Raw genomic sequence first — 19678 nt, 5'->3', positions numbered from 1 at the left:
CGTACGGATCAAGGGGAGTCCTCGGATCCGACCCCGGCCGCACACCGGAGACAGCGTGTCAGAGTTCTCCTGTTCAGCGTTCAGAAGAATTGAGTTGATATGACGTCAGTCGGCACCTTATTTTCCGCCTCCGCGGTCATGCCCCCTGATCCGGAACTGGCCCGCGTCCGCACCGAAATCCTGGCGGCAGACCCGTGCGGCGAGATCTTCGCTTCCGCCCTGCGCCGCACCTTCGACATGCTGCTCGACGGCCAGCACACTGGCCGGTTCCGCTGGGAGGATCTCCATAAGACCGAGAAAACGCATGCCGGCACTCTTGTGGAGATCAACCTCCAGCGTGCCTTCGGCTTCGCGGACGGCGACAAGATGGACTACTCGATTCACGGCGTCGAGGTGGACTGCAAGTATTCCCAGGACCTGGGCCGCTGGATGATCCCGCCTGAGGCGATGGGGCATCTATGTCTCGGGGTATGGGCCAGTGATGACATCGGCCGCTGGTCTGCAGGGCTGTTCCGGGTCACTGAGGAGGTGCTCACCAAGAAGGAGGGAAACCGGGACGGCAAGCGGTCTCTCACAGCCGCTGCCCGCAAGAACGCCGTTCACTGGCTCTTCGAGGATGCGCCGCTCCCCGAGAACATTCTGCTGCGCTTGTCCACGGAGGACATCACCGCGATCTTCGCGTCACGGTATGGCACCCAGCGGGTGCATGAGCTGTTCCGGCGTACACAGGGCCGCATCGTCTCCCGCGGTGTAGTCGCCACGGTCGCGCAGCAGGACGACTTCATGAAACGCATAAGGTACAACGGCGGCTCCCGCTCGGCGCTCCGGCCGGAGGGAATCGTCATTCTCGGCCAGTATGGGAATCACCAGGTGGTGGCGCAGGCCCTCGGCCTGCCGGTGCCGGGCGCCGGCGAATCCGTAAGCGTCCGCCTGGCACCCTGGACTCGAGAGCACGCGGACGCACGCAGGGTGGAGCTGGAGGGCATCGAGTGGGTGGTAGCGCGGGAAAGCGACCCGGTCGTGGAGGCGCCGCAGCTCCCGGAGCCGCGGGAACGGTGAGCGCGGACACTGCCGCGTGGGTCGCCCCGGAGGGATCCTGGGCATCTTCGGCTGCCCGGCGCCGCAACATGCAGGCGATCCGGAGCCGCGACACGTCTCCCGAGCTAGCGCTGCGCTCCCTTGTTCACGCCGAGGGGCTTCGGTACCGGGTGGCGGCCAAGCCGCTGCCCGGTATGCGGCGGACGGCTGATCTTCTGTTCCGCCCCGCACGAGTGGCCGTCTTCGTCGACGGGTGCTTCTGGCACGGCTGCCCGGAGCACTTCGTTCCGCCGAAGACCAACCCCTCGTACTGGGAGTCGAAGATCAGCGGGAACATCACCCGCGACCGGGACACCGACGAGCGTCTCGCTGGAGAAGGGTGGCTCGTACTGCGGTTCTGGGCACACCAGCCGCCTGAGGAGTGCGCAGACGCAGTGGTAGCCGCTGTCGCGGCCCGGAGGAAGGAGCTCGCCGAGCGGAAGCGGCAGCGGGCGGAGAAGGAGTAGGACGGCCGACACCGCGCCGCCCGCAGGCTGATACCTGCGGGCGGCATGCCGGTCAGACTCAGCTGATCTTGGCCCGGTTGGCCTTGAAGAGCTCGTGCCGGTCGTGGCCTTCCTGACCGACGAATGCCTTGAAGTCGCGGAGCAGGTAGGTCATGGCGCCCTCCCGGCCGGCTTCGGTCACTTCGATGTGGAAGTCGCGGCCCAAGTGGGAGAGGCGCCGCTCGACGTCGTGCATGCCCATGGCGACACCAGTCTTGTCCAGTGCGGCAATGATCTGCTCTGCGGTCATCGCTTCGCTCTTGCCGCGGAGGAGCCGGTACACCGGGTCGTGGGGGGTCTCAACCCGCTCACGAGGGGTTCCCTGCTTCCTGAGCGCCCGTGCGAGGGAGAGCCCCACCTCCTTGGCGACCGGCGGCGGGAAAGCGTTGCCGATCTGGCGGTACCGGGTGGTCTTCCCCCCGGAGAACTTCCATTCATCACTGAAGCCCTGGATTCGCGCGGCCATGCGGCTGGTCAGCTTCGGGCCGCCCCTGACTTCGCCCTTCTTGCTCACTGCCGGCGTGAAGTCCGGCTTTGGCGCCTCGTCTGCGATACCCCAGGCGTTGACACCCATCAATTCCCAGGCCGCCTTGGCCCGGGAGGGGCCGAGGTCTGCCCCTCCGTGCTTCTTGGAACCGCCGACGATCGTGGGTGCGATGCTGTCGGCCCTGGCGGCCCATTCCTCGGCGCCTCCCCAGCCATTGGCTGCCATGAGGTCCTTCAGCGTCTCGCCGACGGTGGGCTCAGGTCCGGGGAGAGGCTCGGGCCAGTGGAAGTATTCTGCGTACTCGTCCTGGAGTGCCACCAGCACGAACCTCGGCCTGAGCTGTGGCACCCCAAACCAGGATGCCTGGAGGAGCCGCCACTCCCCCACGTAACCGAAGTCGCGGAGCGTGTCCAGGACGTGCTGCCGGTAGGCCGAGAAACGGTTGGCGCTGAGCCCTCGCACGTTCTCCAGCATGAGTGCCTTGGGCTTGACACGGCTAACCAGCTGAACCGCCCAAGCGAACAGGTCACGCTCGTCAGTGGCACCGAGCTGCTTGCCCGCGATGGTGAACGGCGGACAGGGGACACCTCCCGCCAGCAGCGAGACGCCGTCGTAGTCCTCGGGGGTCCAGACTGACTCGTCTGCGACATCGCCCTCTGCAACCTTCCACCTCGGCCGGTTCAGCCTGAGGGTGTCGCACGCGTTCGGGTCGAGCTCCACTGCGAGCCGGTGCTTGAATCCTGCCTGTTCGAGGCCGAGAGCCTGCCCTCCTGCTCCTGCACAGATCTCGACAACCTCAAGGGCAGACATTCTTCCTCCGTACAACACGCGCTGAGCCTGCGGGACGGGAGGCGCAAGGCGTCGAGCTAGGAACAGCAATGATATCGAACAAATGAGCTACCTCCCCTTCGGGGTATGACCTTGCCGCTCCATCCCCCGCCCGGACCAGGCCTCACCTGCGGGGCACACCGGGGACAAGCGGCCGGTGCGGATCGGCCAGTGTAGTTGCGAGCTCACACATACGGCCCACATGGCCGGAATTCCGCCTCGCCGTGCACAACGCGCCGATGTGAACGAGGACACGCGCACAGCCCTCCGGAACGACATGCGCGCTGCCCTGATCCCGGCTTTCCGCCGGCTCAGGCTTCCGGCCGTGTGAACCGCCGCATCAAACTGCCGTCACCACCGGCACCGTCGACGGCTGGGGCAGGCCGAATGCCGCCGCCACCACGTGTGCGGCCAATAGTGGCGGCACGGCGTTGCCGGCCTGCTCATACTGCTTCGTCTGGGTTCCCTGCCACGGGTAGTCCCCGGGGAAGGACTGCAGCAGGCCCGCCTCGCGGACGGTGATGCGCGCTGTATCAGAAGCGGTACTGCGGCTCTTCCAGCATCCGCGGTCGCGGGACTCGGCAAGAGCGCGGCGGGCCTGGGTTGGAAAGGGTTCCGCGCCACCGGTCTTGCCGCCGCCTGCGGTAACGGTGGGCGCAGGCCGGTCGGTGGCACCCCAGTCGATGCCTTCCGCCATGGAAACCCAACGGCCCCGCGACTCCCCGAAGAGGTTGCCCTCCTCGCCGTGCTCGGTGTGCGTCGGCTCGGGAGGCTGGGCGGTACGCAGGCGTGAGGCTATGAGGATGGCTCGGCGCCGGCTCTGCGGAACACCGAAGTCGGCGGCATTCAGGTTGCCGCACCAGGTGCTGTAGCCCCAGCCCCGGAGCACCTCCGCGTAGTGGCGGAACAGCGGGAGGGCATCGGGAACCTCCTCCATGACGGCGTCCTCTGGCCGCAGGGCGTGGAGGTAGCGCATTGGCTCGGCGGCGAGCAGGGAACGGGGGTCCTGGCACGCGGCCAGGAGCTTGGGCCGGGTGTCTCGGTCTCTGGCGAGGTCATCGATCGCCTGGTGGACCAGGGGCTGGTCCTGGAGCCCCAGCTGCTTGCCCGCCCTGGACCAGGCCTGGCACGGCGGAGACGCGATGAAGCGGCGGATACGGCCGACCATCGGTGCCGTGGCGATCTGGGCGACGTCCGCGCGGACAGTCGGATGCCCGGCAGCAGCCCGCGTCCTGCAGGCCGCAGCATCCCACTCGATCCCGATGTCAGTGATCCCGTGATGACCGCGCAAGCCTTCGGACCAGCCGCCGGGCCCGGCGAACAGGTCCAGGATGTCAGGAGCGACGGGGGCGGACATCAGGCCTCCGGGACAGACGGGAACAGAGAACGTGGCTCGGTCAGGTACGGCGGGCGGGCTGCGGCCTGCCGTACTGGCACAGACGGCAGCCGCCCAGCCCACCCGACCATACAGGTGCGGACCGCCAAACCGACTGCTGAGACGGGCACGGCTCCGTGAGGACCCCGTCACGGCGGCCCCGACGGAATCCAGCTGCCGTGGCGGGACCGCTCGAGCCTCACACGGGCCCATGCGATATCGCCAGGCCATCCGCGGCAGCAGACATGCCCGTCCCAGTGCCCGGAGAACGCACAGACTTCACCTTTTCACCTTCATGGCAGTCTATACAGCCAGGTCCAGTGGAAGGTCACTGATATCACGGAGGCGATTTCCTGCAACCAAGGTGTGCAGCATTGCGCTTGCCTCGTCATTGCCCGTCATCTCCACCGCCCTGATCAGCTCCGGGAGAGCAAAGTGGTAGACGGTATCGATATCGCCAGTCCCAAGGGCAAGAGATGCGAGCCTCGCGGGTGACGGTTCCCCTGTGACGACCGCGATATGCGGTGTTCGCCCCTTGCGGTTCCGGATGACGTTCAGCGCCTCTGAGCGAGCGTTCTGGGCACGGTCACTACGCAAGGTCCACTTGCATGAAACTATCGCATGGACGATGGAACGCTCCTGATTGGCGCTCCTGATGACAGCATATCGACCAGACTCCGTGTCAACGAGCTCGCGCTCCCGGTTGATCACCGCATCAGGCTCGGGATTCCGCAGCACCAGGATGTCGGGGCTAATCTCGTAGGAATTTCCCAGAACCGAGGCCAGAGTCCGGTCCTGCCCGATAGCAGTCGCCAGGGCAGCCAGGTGAGAAAATGGCTCATACTTCGAGATCTGATACTCGGTGCGCGAACCCCCGACATTCTCAATAATCCAGCCGCCCGGGCGGAGGGTCTGAAACACCGGGAAGGTGTCCGACAGGAAGGACTCCACCGCCTCTTCGAACTGCTTACCAGCCCGCTGCCCCTTGAGTTTCTCCCGAATAATCTCAGCACCAAGATCCTGCGCAATATTGAGCGCGATAGCCCTGCTGGTATTTTGACTGCTGTCAGCATTCGAAGCCACGCCATCGCGCGACAGAGAAAGAGTATTCCTGCCGACGAGATTATTGTGAAAATTTGCTCTTGCTTCGGTAAGTACCGCTGCCATGCAAGACCCGCCTAGATCGTCCGGTTTGAGTGAGCCCATTGCTTTTGCGAAGAGAAGGGGACGGGCGCGCCCGCATGCAGTGCGAGAAAGCGGCCGCTCGCCCCCGTATGCATCCCGATAAGTATCGCCGGCTGCGTCACCGGAAGGTCTCAGCGGTTTCCGTCGGCAGCCGCCCGTGCGGGTTCGCTGTCAGCAACCCTTCATACGGCCGCCAGCCACGCCCTGCGCGGGTGCGCGAAGGCAGCCGCGCAGCCCAACCACAACCCGCACGGAACGACTCGTACGCTCCGTGCGGGAGACGTGCGCCGACCGGCTCCTGCCGTCCGGGCCGGGCCACGCGGAGGAGGTCCTCGGCGGGCGGCGGGCCCAGGGGTGCTACGCGACGGGTGCGGCGCGCCTGGACGGCCGGCGGCGGCCGGAGGAACCCTGACCGTCGCGGCCGGCGGCGGCCCGGGCGTCGTCGGTGGTCCGGGCGGGACGTCCGCGGCGGCCGAAGCTCGTGGACGGGCCGCGGCGCGGCCGCTCGACGACGGGGTTGGCGATCACGGTGGGAACGCCGGTGGGCACGCGGGCACCGGTGATGCGGGCCAGGTCCTCGTCGCCCGAGCTGACCCGGGTGGCGACGGGCGTGATGCCGGCCGTGGTCATCATGCGGGCCGTAGCACGGCGCTGGCTGGGCAGCACCAGCGTGACGACGGTGCCGGCCTCGCCGGCCCGGGCCGTGCGCCCGCCCCGGTGGAGGTAGTCCTTGTGGTCGCCCGGCGGGTCGACGTTGACGACGAGGTCGAGTCCGTCGACGTGGATGCCGCGGGCGGCGACGTTGGTCGCGATCAACGCGGTCACCTCGCCGGTGCGGAACTGTTCCAGGGTGCGGGTGCGCTGCGGCTGGGACTTGTCGCCGTGCAGCGCCGCGGCCTTCACGCCGTTGGCGAGCAGGTCCTCCACCAGGCGGTCCGCGGCGTGCTTGGTGTCGATGAACATGATCACCCTGCCGTCGCGGGACGCGATGTGGGCGATCGTGGCGTTCTTGTCGGTGTTCTGCACGTGCAGCACGTGGTGTTCCATGGTGCTCACCGCGCCTTCGGCCGGGTCCACCGAGTGGGTGACCGGGTCCTTGAGGAAGCGCCGCACCAGGCGGTCGACGTTGCGGTCCAGGGTGGCGGAGAACAGCATGGTCTGGCCGCCTTCGGCGACCTGGTCCAGGAGCTCGGTGACGTGGGGCAGGAAGCCCATGTCGGTCATCTGGTCCGCCTCGTCGAGCACCGTGATGCCGACCCGGTCCAGCCGGCAGTCGCCGCGCTGGACCAGGTCCTTGAGCCGGCCGGGGGTGGCCACCACGACCTCCGCCCCGCGGTTCAGCATCCATGCCTGGCGGCTGATCGACGTCCCGCCCACCACGGAAACCGTCCGCAGGTGCACGGCGCGGGCGTAGGGGGTGAGCGCCTCGGTGACCTGCTGCGCGAGCTCGCGGGTGGGGACCAGCACCACGGCCAGCGGGCAGCGCGGCTCGGCCCGCTGCCCGGCGGTGCGCGCCAGCACGGCGAGGCCGAACGCGATGGTCTTGCCGGAGCCGGTCCGGCCCCGTCCGAGGAGGTCGCGGCCGGCGAGCGAGTTCGGCAGCGTCGCGGCCTGGATCGGGAACGGCGCGGTGACGCCCTGGCGGGTCAGCACCGACAGCAACGCCTTCGGCATGTCCAGCTCGTCGAAGGACCCGACGGCCGGCAGTGCCGGGGTGGTGCTCACCGGCATCGCGAACTCACCCTTCGCGGAGAGGCCTCGCGGGGCGCTCCGGGCGGAGGGACGCCGACCGTCGGCGGGCCGGGCGCCGCTGGAGCGGACGTCGACGTGGTGGTACGAGGAACGACTGGATCGGGCCATGCGGAGGACCTTCCTCGGGGCGGCACGTCACGGGGAAGGCCCCGAGGCGCGGGGCGCCGGGCGGAAGCCGCAAGGGAACGGGCCGGAAGTGTGACGAGCGGGGCGTGGACGGTGGAGCCGTGCGGCAGGTCACCTGCGGTCGGCGCTCACCGCGGAGGGCGGGAGCGGAGAACCTCGAACCATGAGCTGTCACGGCGGGCACCGATCCGGGAGCGCGGCGCTGAACGTCCCGCGCGGGGATGGCCGCCGGTGGCTGAGCCAGGGGCCTGAACGGCCGGAGGGGGATGCGCCCGGCCAGAGGATGCGCCTGGCCGGGGGGATGCGCCGTGGCGCAATGGCCGAGGGGCCCGCACCGGGCGTGTACGCGGTGCGGGCCCCTCGCTGCCGGGCGGGTGCCGTGGCAGAGGAACTACAGCGGGCGAATGTTCTCGGCCTGCGGGCCCTTCTGGCCCTGCGTGACGTCGAACTCGACCTTCTGGCCCTCGAGCAGCTCACGGAAGCCGTTGGCGTTGATGTTCGAGAAGTGGGCGAAGACGTCGGGGCCGCCACCCTCCTGCTCGATGAAGCCGAAGCCCTTCTCCGAGTTGAACCACTTCACGGTGCCATTAGCCATCAAAAATCTCCTTCAAGGGACTGTCCGAAGCACGCACAGCGCGGGCTTCGAGTCACCGCATGGAGCGCCCACCGGGGAAAGAGCCGGGGAACAAAAAATGCGCCTGCAACACATGAGCAGGCGCACACAAAGTTCATGGGAACCACTACTGCAACTACGTCGACTGTAGCAGGCCGCCACCCGATGCGGCGGGATGCTTCACCGCCGATCGCGCGGGCGCCGTCCCGTCGAACGGCCGCTCCGAGCCGGAAGAACCGTGAACACCCGTGGCGAGCAGGCCCGTTGAGCATGGGGCCGCCCCCTGTCCGGGCCGCCGGCTCCCCGGGAATCGCGGCGCGGCGCGCCCCGCCCACCGCCGCCGGCCGCGAGGACGAGGCGTGCGGCATTCCGGTCAGAGTCGAACTCGCTGGCCCCGGAAGGTCCCACACCCGCCCTTCCGGGCGCATACTGGCCGCAATGACGAAATTTGCAGCAGGTCGCCGCCCTCTGCCCACCAGCCCCTTCAAACCTCGCGCGAAGGCGCCGCCCAAGCACTTCGCCGTCGGTGACCGTGTCACCCATGACACGTACGGCCTCGGCCGGGTCATCGACGCCGAAGGGGACGGCGAGACCGCGGTGCTCGTCGACTTCGGATCACGGCAGGAGCGCATCCCCCACCCGTACACCGCGATGTTCAAACTCTGACCCCGGACGCCCCGGCGCCCGGCCGGTCGTGCCGCGCACCTCGCGGGCGGGGCACGCCGCGCAGGACGGTGGGACATCACGCCGGTGCGGCAGATCCCGCATCCTCCGCCTTCGCCCAGCAGGGCAGTTGAAGGCCCCAGTCGGATTTCCGGCCGGGGCCTTCCGCAAGCCGTGGTCGCCGTTCGTCGGCACGCGACGAACGGCCGCTCCGGACCACCTCGATGGCGCCGGAACCCGGGAGAACCCCCGGCTTCGTCACGTGCATGGCCCCTGCCCGGGCGGGTAGCCGCTCGGTGCGAGGAACTGCAACGGGAGCAGGCGAACCGCCATGGAGAGCCACCTCGGCCCAGCAGCGGTCCACTACCACCGCCGTCTGGAATTCACTGCCCGGGACGGCGTGTCCCCCGTCGGCGAAGGGCGGGCGTTCACGCGTCGAACCCTGTCCGGCTGGCACCTCGCCCCGTCCGTCCTCGGCGACGACGCCCAGCTCGTCGTCTCGGAACTGCTCACCAACGCCACCCGGTACACGGCAGGCCCCCTCGCACTGGATCTGGATCTGAACGGCCCGTGCCTGCGCATCACCGTCACCGATCCCCGTTCCGGCACCGCGCTTCCCCACCCCGGCACGCACCGGCCGACCAGGGTCGGCGGCCACGGCCTGTTCATCGTCGACCGCCTCGCCCTCAGCTGGGGCGCCCTCCCGGACGGCGGCGGCAAGGCCGTATGGGCCGAACTCCTCGTACCCTCCGGACGACCGCCGCCGTCGCCGTGCAGTCCCGCCGCCGCGTCGACGGAGGAACAGCCCCGTCGCGCCTTCGGGACCGGGCTCGGACCACCGGGGCCCGGATCCACGGGCGCGCACCCGCCCCACTTCTCCGCGGCCCCGGTGCGGCCCGTCAGCGGATCCTCGGATCCGGCACGGCAAAAGCGGAATCCGGGTTCATACTTGTGGTATGTCGGATGAGCGGGAGCCTCGGACGAGCTGGACGTTCCTGACGCAGCACGCGCGCGTGCTGCTGATGATCTCCCGGGACGCGGACGTCCGCCTGCGGGACCTGGCCGCGATGTGCGGCATGACCGAACGGGCCGCGCGGGCGATCGTCACGGACCTGGAGAAGGCCGGTTACCTGACCCACACCCGACACGGACGCCGCAACCGCTACCACGTGGTCCGCGGCACGCACTTCCGTCATCCCGCCGAGGGCCACCACGAGATCGCCGGACTGCTCGCCCTGCTCGCCGATCCCGACCCCGGCGGAGAACACCAGCCCGCGACCACCACCGGTGATCACCATGACGAGCATCCGTGAAGCCGCGCCGACCCGTCTCCCGCGCCCCGCCGCACCGTGGGCGCATGCCGGCCACCCGGCCGCCACCCCCTCCCGTTGAGGCGGTGAGTCCAGTGCCCGACCCCGCCGGATCCACCCGGTACGACCGTCCCGGCGCCCCGCGCGTTCTCACCCCGCGCCTGCGGATCACCATCAGGACGCTCCCCGGGACGGCCGTGATCGTCCGCCTCGACGGCGAAGCGGACCAGGAAGACCGCCCCGGGCTGGACCACGCCCTCTCCCGCGCTCTCCGGGACCGCCCGCCCCGGCTGGTCATCGACCTGGCCGGCCAGACCTTCTGCTACTCCGTGTGCCTCAACGCCCTGCTCGCCGCCCGCCTCGACGCGAACGCCGCAGGGGTGGAGATGATGCTCGCCGCCCCGCCGCCTCAGACCGTGCGGCTGCTGAAGATCACCGGTGCCGACACGGCATTCACCATCCACCCCAGTCTGCACGCCGCCCTGGCGGGCGCCCGGCACGTCGGGTGAGGGGCCTCTCCCCATGGACGCCCCGCCCGGTCCGGCGGCCGGGCGGTTGCCCTCGATGCGTGCGATCCCGGGGACGGCCGAGCGAATGTCCGGCACGGCACCGTGCTCCTCCTGATCGGCCTGGCGCCCACCGGATGAACCTCAGGCGACTCCGCGGCTGTTCGATCCGCAGCGACGCGGAGGCCGGGAACGGTTCCGGCCCCCGGGTCGCTACCGGAGACGTACGTCGGGCCGGGGCCGGGATGACCGGACGGCCGGACGGATCAGCGGCTCACCGGTGCCGTCCCGGGGCGGAGGCGGTGCGGCGGCGGGCGGCGAGGACGGCCGCGGCGCCGACCGCGGTCAGGAGGCCGGCCCCGGCCGTGAGCACCAGGGTCGAGGTACCGGTGTCGGCGAGGCTGCCGCCGCTGCCGGCCGAGGTGCCGGTGGTGCCGACGGCGGGGGCGCCGGTCGGGGAACTCGTGCTGCTGGAGGCGGTGGCGGCCGTGGCGGAAGGGGAACTGGTCGCGGTCGGTGTGCCCGTCGCGGTCGGCGTGGCCGTAGTGGTTGCGGTGGCCGTGGCGGTCGGGGTTGCCGTGGTGGTCGGGGTCGCCGTGCCGGTGGGGGTCGCCGTGCCGGTGGGGGTCGCCGTTGCCGTTGCCGTTGCCGTGGCGGTTGCGGTGGCGGTTGCGGTGGCCGTGGCGGTCGGGGACGGCGTGCCCGTCGCGGTCGGCGTGGCCGTGGCGGTTGCGGTGGCCGTGCTGGTCGGGGTCGGCGTGGCGGTCGGGGTCGGCGCGCTGACCAGCGCGCTGGTGGTGCCCGCACCGACCGACTCGCTGGCGTAGTTGCGGGCGTCGGCCCCAACGGTGACGGTCCCCCCGGCGGTGGGGACGACGGTGAGGGTGAGCGACACCGGGAAGGGGATACCGACCATGCTCCAGCAAGCGCCGGACGATCCGGCCGCGAAGTCGCAGTACCAGTTCTCGTCCGAGGCCCGGGCGGAGGTCACCGTCGCCGCGGCACCGGACAGGGCGATATTGACCAGGGAGGCTTTGGACTTGAAGTCGGGGCCGTTGTTGGGAAGGTCGACCGTGACGGTGTAGGCGGTGTTCACCGGGACCGGTCCGGCCGGGCCGGCGACGTGGACGACGGCGTCGGCATGGGCGGGGCTCGCGAGGGCCAGCAGGCCGAACGCGGTGGCCGCCGCGGTGAGCAGGATCGGCAGGCCGCGCCTGTCACGGCGGGCCGGTATCGCGGTGACCGTGGAACGGGACATGGGTGAGTGCCCTCCATAGGGGGGTGACCGTGCTGCGGCAGGCCCTCCTGGCCTGTCACGACGCGGCACGGCACGGGATGTACGCTCCGCTGGACGTCAGCGGGTGACGGGAACCTGCGACGCGCGGGCCCTCGCCCCGGTGACGTGCGGTCGGCCTCAGGGCCGGCCCGCAGCCGCCGGGTGATCACAACAGGAAGTCGTCCGCGCGCCGTGTACTTCCGGCTGCCGATCCTCGCACAGCATTCACAAACGGACTCCGCTTTCCTCAAAACCGGTGAGGCGGACATGACCTGACGGTCACACGGCCGCAGACCGGCGCTCGCCGAGCCAGGCGGCCATCTCGGGGTCGCGGTGGTCGAAGAACAGGGTCCTGCCGGTGTCGAGGGCGGCGGTCCGCGTCATCTGCTCGTCGGTGAGTCCGAAGTCGAACACGTCGATGTTCTGCGCCGTCCGGCCGGGGTCGACGGACTTGGGGATGGTGACGATGTCGCGCAGCACGACCCGGCGCAGCACGACCCGGGCCACGGACTTGCCGTGCGCCTCACCGGTGCCGCACGCCGTGCTCGCGCATCAGGGCGTGGTCGACGTCGCGCTGGAGGAAGGGGTGGGTCTCGATCTGGTCGACCTGCGGGACGGTCTCGTCGTCGAGGATCCGGTCCAGCAGGCGGTCGGGGTTGAAGTCGGCGACGCCGATCACCCGCGCCAGTCCCTCCCGATCGGGCGGCCGCCATGGCGCGGCACTGGCCGTAGACGTCGCCGTAGGGCTGGTGCATCAGGTACAGGTCGACGCGCTCCGGGCCGAGACGGCATCCGGTCCGCCGCCGGGAGACGAGGGGCGTCAGGCCCTGCGGGCCCGAAGGGCGTGGAGGGGCGCGACGCGCTGCCGTCGGGCGTAATGGAAGGACCGGTCCGGCGAACCGCACCGGGTGTCGGGGGCGATCGCGCCCGCGCCGATGGCACGGGGCTAGGGAGGACGCGGCGGTGAGCAGCGACGACGAGGGCCGACCGGGCCGACCGGAGGAATCCGGCGGGCACCTGCTGGGCGCGCTGCTCGACCGGGCCCATGAGCTGCCGCCCCGGCTCATCGGCCCGCTGGTCGCCGAAACGGTGACGAGGGTCGGCGGCCGGGATCCGGTGCTCCTGCTGCAGGACTACGGCCAGCTGGTGCTGGTGCCGCTGCCCGGCCAGGGGTTGGCCGCGGGGGAGCCGGTCCCGATCGACGGCACCCCCGCGGGTGCGGCGTTCCTGCGCGGTGTCCCCGTCGAGGTGCCTCGGCCCGACGGGGTGCGGGTGTTCCTGCCGTTGCTGGACGGCGGCGACGAGGTGGGGGTGCTGGCCCTCACACTGGAGACCGTCGGCGAGGACGTGCGGCCGCTGCTGCGGCGCCTCGCCGCCCTGGTCGCGGATCTGCTGGTGACCAAGAGCGGCTACACCGACCGGATCTTCCAGGCCCGGCGCCTGGAACCGATGAGCGTGGCGGCGGAGATCCAGTGGTCGCTGCTGCCGCCGCTGTCGATGACCGTGCCCCGGGTCGCGGTGGCGGGCATCCTCGAACCCGCCTACCAGGTGGCCGGCGACAGCTTCGACTACGCGCTCAACGACGACCTCCTGCACGTGGCCACGATCGACGCCATGGGCCACGGGCTGGACGCCGCGACCATGGCGACCGTGGCCATCGGCGCGTACCGGCACGCCCGGCGCGCCGACACCGGACTGGCCGAGATCTACGCGTTCATGGACCGCGCCATCGCCGAGCAGTTCGGCCCCGACCACTTCGTCACCGCGCAGATGATGCGCCTGGACACCGGGACCGGCCACCTGCAGTGGGTCAACGCCGGCCATCCCCGGCCGCTGCTGATCCGCGACCACGCCGTCGTCGAGCGGCTGGAGAGCGCCACCACGCTGCCGGTCGGGTTCGGCGGCGAGCAGCCGGTGATCAGCGAGCGGACACTGCGGCACGGCGACCGGGTCCTGTGCTTCACCGACGGCCTGGTCGAGGAGCGCGAGCCGGGCGGTGAGCAGTTCGGGGAGGAACAGCTCATCGACTGGGTCAACCGCGTCGAGCGCTCGCGGGCCGGTGTCCGGGCGACGGTGCGCGCGCTCTCCCACGTCCTGAAGGAGAGGCGGGGCGGTCGCACGAGCGACGACGCCACCCTGTTCCTGATCGAGTGGCGCTGAGCGGGCCGGCCCCCGCGCCGGCTCCCCCGCCGCGCCGGGTCGGCGGGGCGCGGGCGGAGTACCGTGGGGATATCGGAGCGGCCCGACCGCCGCTCCCCGATGGCCGGCCCTCGCCCTGCGGGGTCGGCGTGCGTCCACGGACAGGTGGCGGGCCATGTCGGACGATACCGGTGCCGCGCTCCCGGGGCTCCTGCCGGACCGGTTCCGGCAGGCCGCGAAGCCGGGAACGGTGTTGTTGCGCCTGGAGACCACACGGTCGCGCGAGGGCGTGCTCGACGGCGCGTGGTGGCCGCGTTCACGGGACGTCGACGCCGAACTGCCCGGCCTGGTGAGGGCGTTGACCGAACACCTGGGCCCCGTGGCGAGCGTCGGCCTGGACACCGAGGCCTGGGACGACGTGCCGGCCCGGCTGGTCGTCGACGGGCGGTCGGTGCGCATCGACCGGTACCCGGTCGGCGACGACACCGTGATCGTCACGCGGGACGACCGCGACCACTTCAGCCTGCTCGTCGTCCCCCCGCGGGCGAGCCGGGAGGCGGCCCTGGCCGCGATGGCGCGTGCGGTCGAGGCCGGCGGAACCGACTCCGCGCGGCAGATCCTCGTCACCACCGGCATCGGCTCCGAGCCGCCGGGCGAGGAGTCCTGAGGGCCGGCCCCGTGGGCCGGCTCCTCGGGCAGACAGGAAAGGCGGGACGGCGAGATGTCCGTCTACGTGAAGCTCTCGGCCGACGCCCGGGCGCCGGCGGAGCCCTCGAAGGGGCCGCTGGACATGCAGTACGAGGACGGTGCGGACGGCGTCACCTTCGAGTACGACCTGCACCCGAGCGGTGCACTGCGCGTCCTGCGGGTCTTCGAGGACACGCCGTACCGGATCGAGGTCTGCTTCGGCCCCGGGGCGTGGCTCCAGGTCGTGGGCAGCTACCTGCGGAGCGGCGCCGAGTACTGACGGCGATCCGCCCCGGACGAACCGCGGGAACGGCCCGGCCGGGCCGTTCGGCCCGCAGGCCGTCGCCGGAGGGACCCGGCCGGCCCCGGTGGTCGCGCCCTCCCCCGGCGGCGTGGCGGCCGTGGTAGTCAACGTACATGCCGAAGGAGCCCCCCGGTGACGGAGACCGGCCGCGCCCGTTCGAGCGGCTGCGGCAGGCGGTCCGCCGGTCGCCGGCCGGGCGCGGCTGGGCGCGGGCCGGCGATCTCCAGCTGTCGCAGCGGTCGCTGGGCTTCGCGGCGCTCGGGTTCCTCACCCTGGTCCCGCTGCTGATCGTGGTCTCCGCGGCCGATCCGGACCGCGGCCGGGGGTTCGCGCAGTGGCTGGGGGACGGGCTCGGCGTGTCGCTGGCTTCCAGGCAGGAGGTGGAGCAGCTCTTCGGACGGCCCGGCCAGGCGTTCCGCGCCACGACGGCGTTCGGCCTCGCCGCCCTGGCGGTGTTCGGGCTGTCGTTCGGCGCGGCGGTGCAGAGCGGCTACGAGAAGGCCTGGAGCCTGCCGCCGGCCCGTTGGTGGGCCCGGTGGCGGCACGTGCTGTGGCTCGCCGTGCTCATCGGGTTCCTCTTCCTGTCCGCCACCAGCACGCTCTGGCGCCGCTCCCCGGCCGGCGGGCTCGTGGCGGCGCTGGGCGCCGTCCTGTTCGTCTGGTGGTCGCAAGGGTTCCTGCTCGGCGGACGGGTGCGTTGGCGGGCCCTGCTGCCGGGAGCCGTCGCGACCGTGGTCGGGCTGATCGGCCTGCGGCTCTTCTCCCGGCTCGTCTTCTCACCGCTGATCGCGTCCAACGCGGTCACCTACGGCTCGTTCGGGACCGTCCTGGTCATCCAGTCGTGGCTGGTCGGCGTGGGAGTCGTCGTCTTCGGCGGCGCGCTGGTCGGCCGGCTGCTCCACGAGGAACTCCTCCGCGTGACACGCGCGCCGAACCGGCACGGATGACCGGCACGGACGAGGCCCGCCGCCCCGGCGGGCCGGGACGCGGCGCCTGTCCACCGGTCGCGGTCGATCCGCCCGGTCCGTACCGTCGTGTCCGGGGGCCGGGATCGTCGGCACGGAGGTCAGGATGCGGCAGTACCGGTGGGTTCTGGAGACGCAGGACGACGACGGCCGCTGGTCCCGGCAGCGCGGCGCTCCGATGCAGGATCCGCTGGAGTACGACGGGCCGCCCCAGCGGGCGGCCAACCACCTGCGGGAGGTGTTCGTGCGTACGCTCTCCCGGCCCGCGCCCGGCCCCCGGGCGATCAGGATCCGCCTCTGGGAGGGCGCCGATGTCGCCGGCCCGCCGCACGCCGAGGCCGAGTGGTCACGCGAGTGACACACCCGGCCCCGCGGCCGGAGCGGGCGGAGCGGCCGGCCGCCGTTCCGCCGGCTACGCGGGCACCGGCCAGGAGGCGGCCCGGCCGCGCGCGACATCCGCCCGTCGGTCCGCCTCGCCGGCGGCGTCGGAGGGGGTGACGGCCGACGGCAGGAAATCGGAACCGGACCTCGGCCGCCGTGCGTCGCCGCCCGTCTCCACCGCGAGGAGACCGCTCGCGGCCATGGTGTTCGCGGGGTCGGCGGCTTCGGCCATCAGCCGGGCGGCACCGACGGCGTCCGTCTCCGGCGGGACGACCAGCAGGTTCAGCCGGCGCGGGGCGTACGAGAACACCGCGATCGTGTGCTCGTCCTGCTCGGTGGTGAACCAGCCCGCGTGGACGGTGTGCCCGGCGACCGGGATCCGCCGGGGGATGACGGGCCACTGCGCGGGGTTCAGGGTGATCCGGGTGATCCGGCCCCACCGTTCGTCGATCTCGGCGGCCAGGGCGGGGAGTTCGAGGAGAAGATCACGCGAGCGGGGCCACCAGGCTCCGTCCAGGCGGCCGGGCCGCACGCCACCGGGCGTGAGGGAGAGCCGTGCCGTGGGATCCGGGGCGGTGGGCGTCGTCGCACGATCGAGGGTCGTGGTCATGATCTGGGACCCGTCCCCGGGCCCGGCCGAGAAGCCGGGTCCGGCATTGCCGTTCGCCGGAGACGACGCCAGTGTCCGGTGCCGGCATGCGAAGTGCCTTCGGTGATGTCCAGGCTACTCCTGGTCCGGCCCGGACCCGGCACGGCCGCGGTGCCCGCGTCCGCCCGGGCCGTTCAGCCGAGCAGGAGTTCCGCGGCCGGGGTGTGGTTCCCGGTCCTGGAGGCGCCGGCCATGGCCGAGGCGGCCGTCGCCGGGTCGGTGCCGGGCGGTACCACCAGCAGGAGGAAGTGGTCCTGGAGGCCCCGGGTGACGCTGATCGTCGCGCCGCTTCCGGCGAACCGGTTGATCCTGATCACCAGCCCGTTCGCGGCGACGGCCCCGGGCACGCCGTCCCAGGCCGAGGTGTCGAGGCCGACCCGGACGATGCGCCCCAGGTGGGCGCCGAGCGCGGTGACCAGGTCCGGGAGTTCGGCGAGGACGTGGTTCGAGCGGGGCCACCAGGCCCCGTCGAAGACGCCCTCCCGCGCCATCGTCGGCTCCAGCTCCAGGCGCGGCAAAAGCGGGACACCGGGCACGGTCCACGACCCGGAAGGGGGAGGAACGGGAAGGGGGATCGGCATCATGCGAAGCCGCCCGTCCGGTCCACGAGGGACCCGTCATGACCCAGGGCGACGTCGACGCTGATGCCGGTGTGCGGAACGTCCTCGGCTGCCTTCCACGCTACTCCGCCGTAGCCTCCTCGGACCGTGCGTCGCGGGAGTAGCCTCGGAGACATCCAGGGCATCCCGCATCCCGGTACCCGTTCCGGCTTCGTTCTGGGTTCAGGACAGCCCGGCAGATCCCGCTCCGGCGGGCCGCCGGAGACGGGAACGGTGACGCCGTGACCATGTACCCGCCCCAGCTCGCACGGCCCGGCCAGGGCCTGACGGTCGCCGACGCCATGGACCCCTGCGAGTACCAGATCGCCGACGACAGCACCGTCGACCAGGCCAACGACATCTTCCGCGGCGCCGACGTCGAGTACCTGCTCGTCCGCGGCCACGACGGCCGCTGCGAGGGACTGGTCACCCGTACCGGCCTCCACCCGTTCCTGGCCCGCTCCTGGTACACCGAGCGCACCGCGATCAGCGCCACCTCCCACCAGCGCGGCCCGTTCGCCTGGCCGACCATGGGCCTGGCCCTGGCCGCGGTCACCATGCGCGTCAAGCACCTGGTGGTCTGGCCCGTCGTCGACGAGGACGGCTACATCCTCGGCGTCCTGAGGGCCGACCGCGTCACCGGCCTCCTCGCGGTCACGGCCGCCTGAGCCGCCGACTCCCGCCGGAGCCCGGGCCCGTTCGGGCAGGAGCCGCGAACGCCGGGGCGGGAGCGAGGAGCGGGCACTGCGGATCGCCGCGCGCACCACCGGCGGGGAACGCCCACGGCGCAGCGGAGCGCGGCCCGCCGCGAGTTCGGCGTGGAGCGCCGGCGCCGGTCCCGTGCCCGAGCCGTCGTCCTCGGGGAGGTCAGTCGCGTTCGCCCGCCGATCCCACCGCCTACGGTCGCGGTGCCGAGCAGGCGCGGGGTGTTCAGCGGGTCGGTGGGAGATCAATCCGCAGTCGTACTCGCCGATCTCGCTGTCACGGTGCCGCACGGGGATGGATGCGGAGCGACGGCCGAGGTCGCAGAGTAGAGTGGCCGCCGGCCACGGGACGGCCGCCTCGGGCGGGATCCTGATCCCGAGCGCCGCGTCCATCCGCGTGGGGTCGCGCGGACCGCCACGATCAGGCCGGCGGCCGTCCCCAAACAGGCCGGTGAACTCCAGCGCGTCCCGGCAGAGCCTCCCATGGCTCGGGCCGTCGTCGGGCCCGAGGTGGACGACGCGGTCACGGCGCTCTCGACGTCAACGTCTTCGGAGTGCTGAACACCCCGCGGGCCACTGTGCAAGACGCTGCGGGCCCAGCGCTCCGGGCACGTCCTCGACATCGGCTCGGTGGCCGGCTTCGCCACCGCACCGGGCACCGGCCTGTACGGGGCGTCGAAGTTCGCCGTCGAGGGCATCACCGAGGCGCTGCACGGCGAGCTGGCCCCGCTCGGCGTGCGGGTGACGGTCGTGGAGCCGGGCGGTTCGGCGAAGGCGGCCAAGGCCATCGTCGACGTCATCGAGGCCGCCGACCCGCCGCTACGCCTGCAGCTCGGCGCGGACGCCGTCGACCAGGTGGAGGCCGAGCTCGCCCTGGTCCAGGGCGAGCTCGACACCTGGCAGCACGTCTCCCTCTCCACGGCCGTATGAGCGGCCGGGGCGGCCGGGCTTCCTACTTGAACCAGTACTGGACGCCGTCGTGCTTCGAGCACGTCCCACTCGGGGTCTTGGAGGTCGACGGGGTTCCGTCCTTGCACACCGCCATCTGGTCGGCGACCGTCGGCGTCTGGCCGTGGTCCCAGCCGCAGAGGCCGACGGTGTGGTGGGCGCAGGTCCCGCCGGGGGCCGGGGCCGCCGCCGCGGGCTCGGAGCTGGGCGCGGCAGTCGGCGCGGGGGCCGCCTTCGTGGGCGTCGGCACCGGCGGGGCGGGCGCGGCCGCCGGGGGCGTCGTCGGGGGTGTCGTCGGGCTCGGCGCCGCCGTGGTCGGGGCGGCAGCAGCACCCGGGCAGGGTTCGGCGTCCTTGACGACCCCGAGGGTGACCTTCGTGGTCACCGGCGCGGCGGTGCCCGAGGCCGGGGTCTGCCGGCAGACCTTCCAGTTCGCGTCGACGATCTGGGTCCGCTTGTGGTCTCCCCCGGCGACGTCGGTCGACTCGACGCTCTTGAACCCGGCCTGCTTCGCCGCCGTCTTGGCCTTGTCGAGCTGGAGCCCCACCAGCTCCGGCACCGACGTCCCGCTCGGCGCCGCCGCCGCGACCGAATTCGC

24 protein-coding genes are annotated in these 19678 nt (G+C 71.7%); 13 read left to right on the top strand and 11 right to left on the bottom strand.

Annotated elements, in window-relative coordinates:
- Window positions 1-99 precede the first annotated feature (99 nt).
- Together ABT093_RS17250 and ABT093_RS17245 are read left to right on the top strand one after the other, a co-directional pair.
- Entirely contained in the window at window positions 100-1059 is a 960-nt protein-coding gene (locus ABT093_RS17250) for a NaeI family type II restriction endonuclease (protein WP_350564996.1), read from the top strand.
- The gene (locus ABT093_RS17245; protein ID WP_350564994.1) at window positions 1056-1544 is read left to right on the top strand and encodes a very short patch repair endonuclease; all 489 of its coding nucleotides are present in this window, start codon (window positions 1056-1058) and stop codon (window positions 1542-1544) included. The genes ABT093_RS17250 and ABT093_RS17245 overlap by 4 nt, the downstream gene beginning before the upstream one ends.
- 58 nt (window positions 1545-1602) lie before the next feature.
- Here ABT093_RS17245 and ABT093_RS17240 read toward each other — a convergent pair whose 3' ends face one another.
- The 5 genes from ABT093_RS17240 to ABT093_RS17220 all read right to left on the bottom strand — a co-directional run bounded on the left by ABT093_RS17240 (window position 1603) and on the right by ABT093_RS17220 (window position 7931).
- Window positions 1603-2880: a DNA cytosine methyltransferase gene (locus ABT093_RS17240; protein ID WP_350564992.1), complete on the bottom strand. Its 1278-nt coding sequence runs from the start codon at window positions 2878-2880 to the stop codon at window positions 1603-1605.
- 358 nt (window positions 2881-3238) lie between these two features.
- Window positions 3239-4255: a DNA cytosine methyltransferase gene (locus tag ABT093_RS17235; RefSeq protein ID WP_350564990.1), complete on the bottom strand. Its 1017-nt coding sequence runs from the start codon at window positions 4253-4255 to the stop codon at window positions 3239-3241.
- A 321-nt stretch (window positions 4256-4576) separates the two neighbouring features.
- Window positions 4577-5440, bottom strand: coding sequence for an NgoMIV family type II restriction endonuclease (locus ABT093_RS17230; RefSeq protein WP_350564988.1), 864 nt, complete (start codon window positions 5438-5440; stop codon window positions 4577-4579).
- Between the two features lie 375 nt (window positions 5441-5815).
- Window positions 5816-7318 carry a DEAD/DEAH box helicase gene (locus ABT093_RS17225; protein WP_350564986.1) on the bottom strand — a complete coding sequence of 501 codons (1503 nt, stop codon included), beginning with the start codon at window positions 7316-7318 and terminating at the stop codon, window positions 5816-5818.
- Window positions 7319-7727: 409 nt separating this feature from the next.
- Window positions 7728-7931 carry a cold-shock protein gene (locus ABT093_RS17220; RefSeq protein ID WP_344640564.1) on the bottom strand — a complete coding sequence of 68 codons (204 nt, stop codon included), beginning with the start codon at window positions 7929-7931 and terminating at the stop codon, window positions 7728-7730.
- Window positions 7932-8387: 456 nt separating this feature from the next.
- Here ABT093_RS17220 and ABT093_RS17215 point away from each other — a divergent pair, with 456 nt between their 5' ends.
- From ABT093_RS17215 to ABT093_RS17200, 4 genes are all read left to right on the top strand, one after another.
- Window positions 8388-8615: a hypothetical protein gene (locus ABT093_RS17215; protein WP_350564984.1), complete on the top strand. Its 228-nt coding sequence runs from the start codon at window positions 8388-8390 to the stop codon at window positions 8613-8615.
- A gap of 328 nt (window positions 8616-8943) precedes the next feature.
- Window positions 8944-9579, top strand: coding sequence for an ATP-binding protein (locus ABT093_RS17210; RefSeq protein ID WP_350564982.1), 636 nt, complete (start codon window positions 8944-8946; stop codon window positions 9577-9579).
- On the top strand, window positions 9569-9925 hold the full coding sequence (locus ABT093_RS17205; protein ID WP_350564980.1) for a MarR family transcriptional regulator: 357 nt from the start codon (window positions 9569-9571) through the stop codon (window positions 9923-9925). The genes ABT093_RS17210 and ABT093_RS17205 overlap by 11 nt, the downstream gene beginning before the upstream one ends.
- An 83-nt stretch (window positions 9926-10008) precedes the next feature.
- Window positions 10009-10431 carry an STAS domain-containing protein gene (locus ABT093_RS17200; RefSeq protein WP_350564978.1) on the top strand — a complete coding sequence of 141 codons (423 nt, stop codon included), beginning with the start codon at window positions 10009-10011 and terminating at the stop codon, window positions 10429-10431.
- Between the two features lie 271 nt (window positions 10432-10702).
- On the opposite strand, the gene ABT093_RS17195 is transcribed toward ABT093_RS17200, so the two are convergent.
- From ABT093_RS17195 to ABT093_RS17185, 3 genes are all read right to left on the bottom strand, one after another.
- Window positions 10703-11686 carry a hypothetical protein gene (locus ABT093_RS17195; RefSeq protein ID WP_350564976.1) on the bottom strand — a complete coding sequence of 328 codons (984 nt, stop codon included), beginning with the start codon at window positions 11684-11686 and terminating at the stop codon, window positions 10703-10705.
- Window positions 11687-11983: 297 nt separating this feature from the next.
- Window positions 11984-12211: a hypothetical protein gene (locus tag ABT093_RS17190; protein WP_350564975.1), complete on the bottom strand. Its 228-nt coding sequence runs from the start codon at window positions 12209-12211 to the stop codon at window positions 11984-11986.
- Between the two features lie 16 nt (window positions 12212-12227).
- A complete protein-coding gene (locus tag ABT093_RS17185) occupies window positions 12228-12383 on the bottom strand; it encodes a hypothetical protein (RefSeq protein ID WP_350564973.1) in 156 nt (51 codons plus the stop codon).
- A 284-nt stretch (window positions 12384-12667) separates the two neighbouring features.
- Between ABT093_RS17185 and ABT093_RS17180 the strand changes: the two genes are divergently transcribed.
- From ABT093_RS17180 to ABT093_RS17160, 5 genes are all read left to right on the top strand, one after another.
- Window positions 12668-13864, top strand: coding sequence for a PP2C family protein-serine/threonine phosphatase (locus tag ABT093_RS17180; protein ID WP_350564972.1), 1197 nt, complete (start codon window positions 12668-12670; stop codon window positions 13862-13864).
- A 154-nt stretch (window positions 13865-14018) separates the two neighbouring features.
- Entirely contained in the window at window positions 14019-14510 is a 492-nt protein-coding gene (locus ABT093_RS17175) for a DUF5994 family protein (protein ID WP_350564970.1), read from the top strand.
- A gap of 54 nt (window positions 14511-14564) precedes the next feature.
- Window positions 14565-14810 (top strand): class I SAM-dependent methyltransferase, encoded by a 246-nt coding sequence (locus tag ABT093_RS17170; protein ID WP_350564968.1) that lies wholly within the window; start codon window positions 14565-14567, stop codon window positions 14808-14810.
- A gap of 137 nt (window positions 14811-14947) precedes the next feature.
- Entirely contained in the window at window positions 14948-15781 is an 834-nt protein-coding gene (locus tag ABT093_RS17165; protein ID WP_350564966.1) for a YhjD/YihY/BrkB family envelope integrity protein, read from the top strand.
- 124 nt (window positions 15782-15905) lie between these two features.
- Window positions 15906-16157 (top strand): hypothetical protein, encoded by a 252-nt coding sequence (locus ABT093_RS17160; RefSeq protein ID WP_350564965.1) that lies wholly within the window; start codon window positions 15906-15908, stop codon window positions 16155-16157.
- A gap of 54 nt (window positions 16158-16211) precedes the next feature.
- Here ABT093_RS17160 and ABT093_RS17155 read toward each other — a convergent pair whose 3' ends face one another.
- Both ABT093_RS17155 and ABT093_RS17150 read right to left on the bottom strand, forming a co-directional pair.
- Window positions 16212-16790 (bottom strand): DUF5994 family protein, encoded by a 579-nt coding sequence (locus tag ABT093_RS17155; protein WP_350564963.1) that lies wholly within the window; start codon window positions 16788-16790, stop codon window positions 16212-16214.
- Window positions 16791-16963: 173 nt separating this feature from the next.
- A complete protein-coding gene (locus ABT093_RS17150) occupies window positions 16964-17347 on the bottom strand; it encodes a DUF5994 family protein (RefSeq protein ID WP_350564961.1) in 384 nt (127 codons plus the stop codon).
- Between the two features lie 323 nt (window positions 17348-17670).
- Here ABT093_RS17150 and ABT093_RS17145 point away from each other — a divergent pair, with 323 nt between their 5' ends.
- Both ABT093_RS17145 and ABT093_RS17140 read left to right on the top strand, forming a co-directional pair.
- A complete protein-coding gene (locus ABT093_RS17145) occupies window positions 17671-18096 on the top strand; it encodes a CBS domain-containing protein (protein ID WP_350564959.1) in 426 nt (141 codons plus the stop codon).
- 666 nt (window positions 18097-18762) lie between these two features.
- On the top strand, window positions 18763-19062 hold the full coding sequence (locus ABT093_RS17140; RefSeq protein ID WP_350564958.1) for an SDR family NAD(P)-dependent oxidoreductase: 300 nt from the start codon (window positions 18763-18765) through the stop codon (window positions 19060-19062).
- 22 nt (window positions 19063-19084) lie between these two features.
- Here ABT093_RS17140 and ABT093_RS17135 read toward each other — a convergent pair whose 3' ends face one another.
- Window positions 19085-19639 (bottom strand): DUF3761 domain-containing protein, encoded by a 555-nt coding sequence (locus tag ABT093_RS17135; protein ID WP_350564956.1) that lies wholly within the window; start codon window positions 19637-19639, stop codon window positions 19085-19087.
- Window positions 19640-19678: the final 39 nt, after the last annotated feature.

This window comes from Kitasatospora sp. NPDC002551, assembly GCF_040296005.1.
GTDB lineage: Bacteria > Actinomycetota > Actinomycetes > Streptomycetales > Streptomycetaceae > Kitasatospora.
This window is presented reverse-complemented; position numbering and strand designations above follow the sequence as displayed.

What these genes read in the sequence shown, in the direction of transcription:
- ABT093_RS17250 (WP_350564996.1), top strand. Translation starts at nt 100, where the DNA reads ATGACGTCAGTCGGCACCTTATTTTCCGCCTCCGCGGTCATGCCCCCT.
- ABT093_RS17240 (WP_350564992.1), bottom strand. Translation starts at nt 2,880, where the DNA reads ATGTCTGCCCTTGAGGTTGTCGAGATCTGTGCAGGAGCAGGAGGGCAG.
- ABT093_RS17235 (WP_350564990.1), bottom strand. Translation starts at nt 4,255, where the DNA reads ATGTCCGCCCCCGTCGCTCCTGACATCCTGGACCTGTTCGCCGGGCCC.
- ABT093_RS17230 (WP_350564988.1), bottom strand. Translation starts at nt 5,440, where the DNA reads ATGGCAGCGGTACTTACCGAAGCAAGAGCAAATTTTCACAATAATCTC.
- ABT093_RS17225 (WP_350564986.1), bottom strand. Translation starts at nt 7,318, where the DNA reads ATGGCCCGATCCAGTCGTTCCTCGTACCACCACGTCGACGTCCGCTCC.
- ABT093_RS17220 (WP_344640564.1), bottom strand. Translation starts at nt 7,931, where the DNA reads ATGGCTAATGGCACCGTGAAGTGGTTCAACTCGGAGAAGGGCTTCGGC.
- ABT093_RS17215 (WP_350564984.1), top strand. Translation starts at nt 8,388, where the DNA reads ATGACGAAATTTGCAGCAGGTCGCCGCCCTCTGCCCACCAGCCCCTTC.
- ABT093_RS17210 (WP_350564982.1), top strand. Translation starts at nt 8,944, where the DNA reads ATGGAGAGCCACCTCGGCCCAGCAGCGGTCCACTACCACCGCCGTCTG.
- ABT093_RS17205 (WP_350564980.1), top strand. Translation starts at nt 9,569, where the DNA reads ATGTCGGATGAGCGGGAGCCTCGGACGAGCTGGACGTTCCTGACGCAG.
- ABT093_RS17195 (WP_350564976.1), bottom strand. Translation starts at nt 11,686, where the DNA reads ATGTCCCGTTCCACGGTCACCGCGATACCGGCCCGCCGTGACAGGCGC.
- ABT093_RS17175 (WP_350564970.1), top strand. Translation starts at nt 14,019, where the DNA reads ATGTCGGACGATACCGGTGCCGCGCTCCCGGGGCTCCTGCCGGACCGG.
- ABT093_RS17170 (WP_350564968.1), top strand. Translation starts at nt 14,565, where the DNA reads ATGTCCGTCTACGTGAAGCTCTCGGCCGACGCCCGGGCGCCGGCGGAG.
- ABT093_RS17165 (WP_350564966.1), top strand. Translation starts at nt 14,948, where the DNA reads ATGCCGAAGGAGCCCCCCGGTGACGGAGACCGGCCGCGCCCGTTCGAG.
- ABT093_RS17160 (WP_350564965.1), top strand. Translation starts at nt 15,906, where the DNA reads ATGCGGCAGTACCGGTGGGTTCTGGAGACGCAGGACGACGACGGCCGC.
- ABT093_RS17155 (WP_350564963.1), bottom strand. Translation starts at nt 16,790, where the DNA reads ATGACCACGACCCTCGATCGTGCGACGACGCCCACCGCCCCGGATCCC.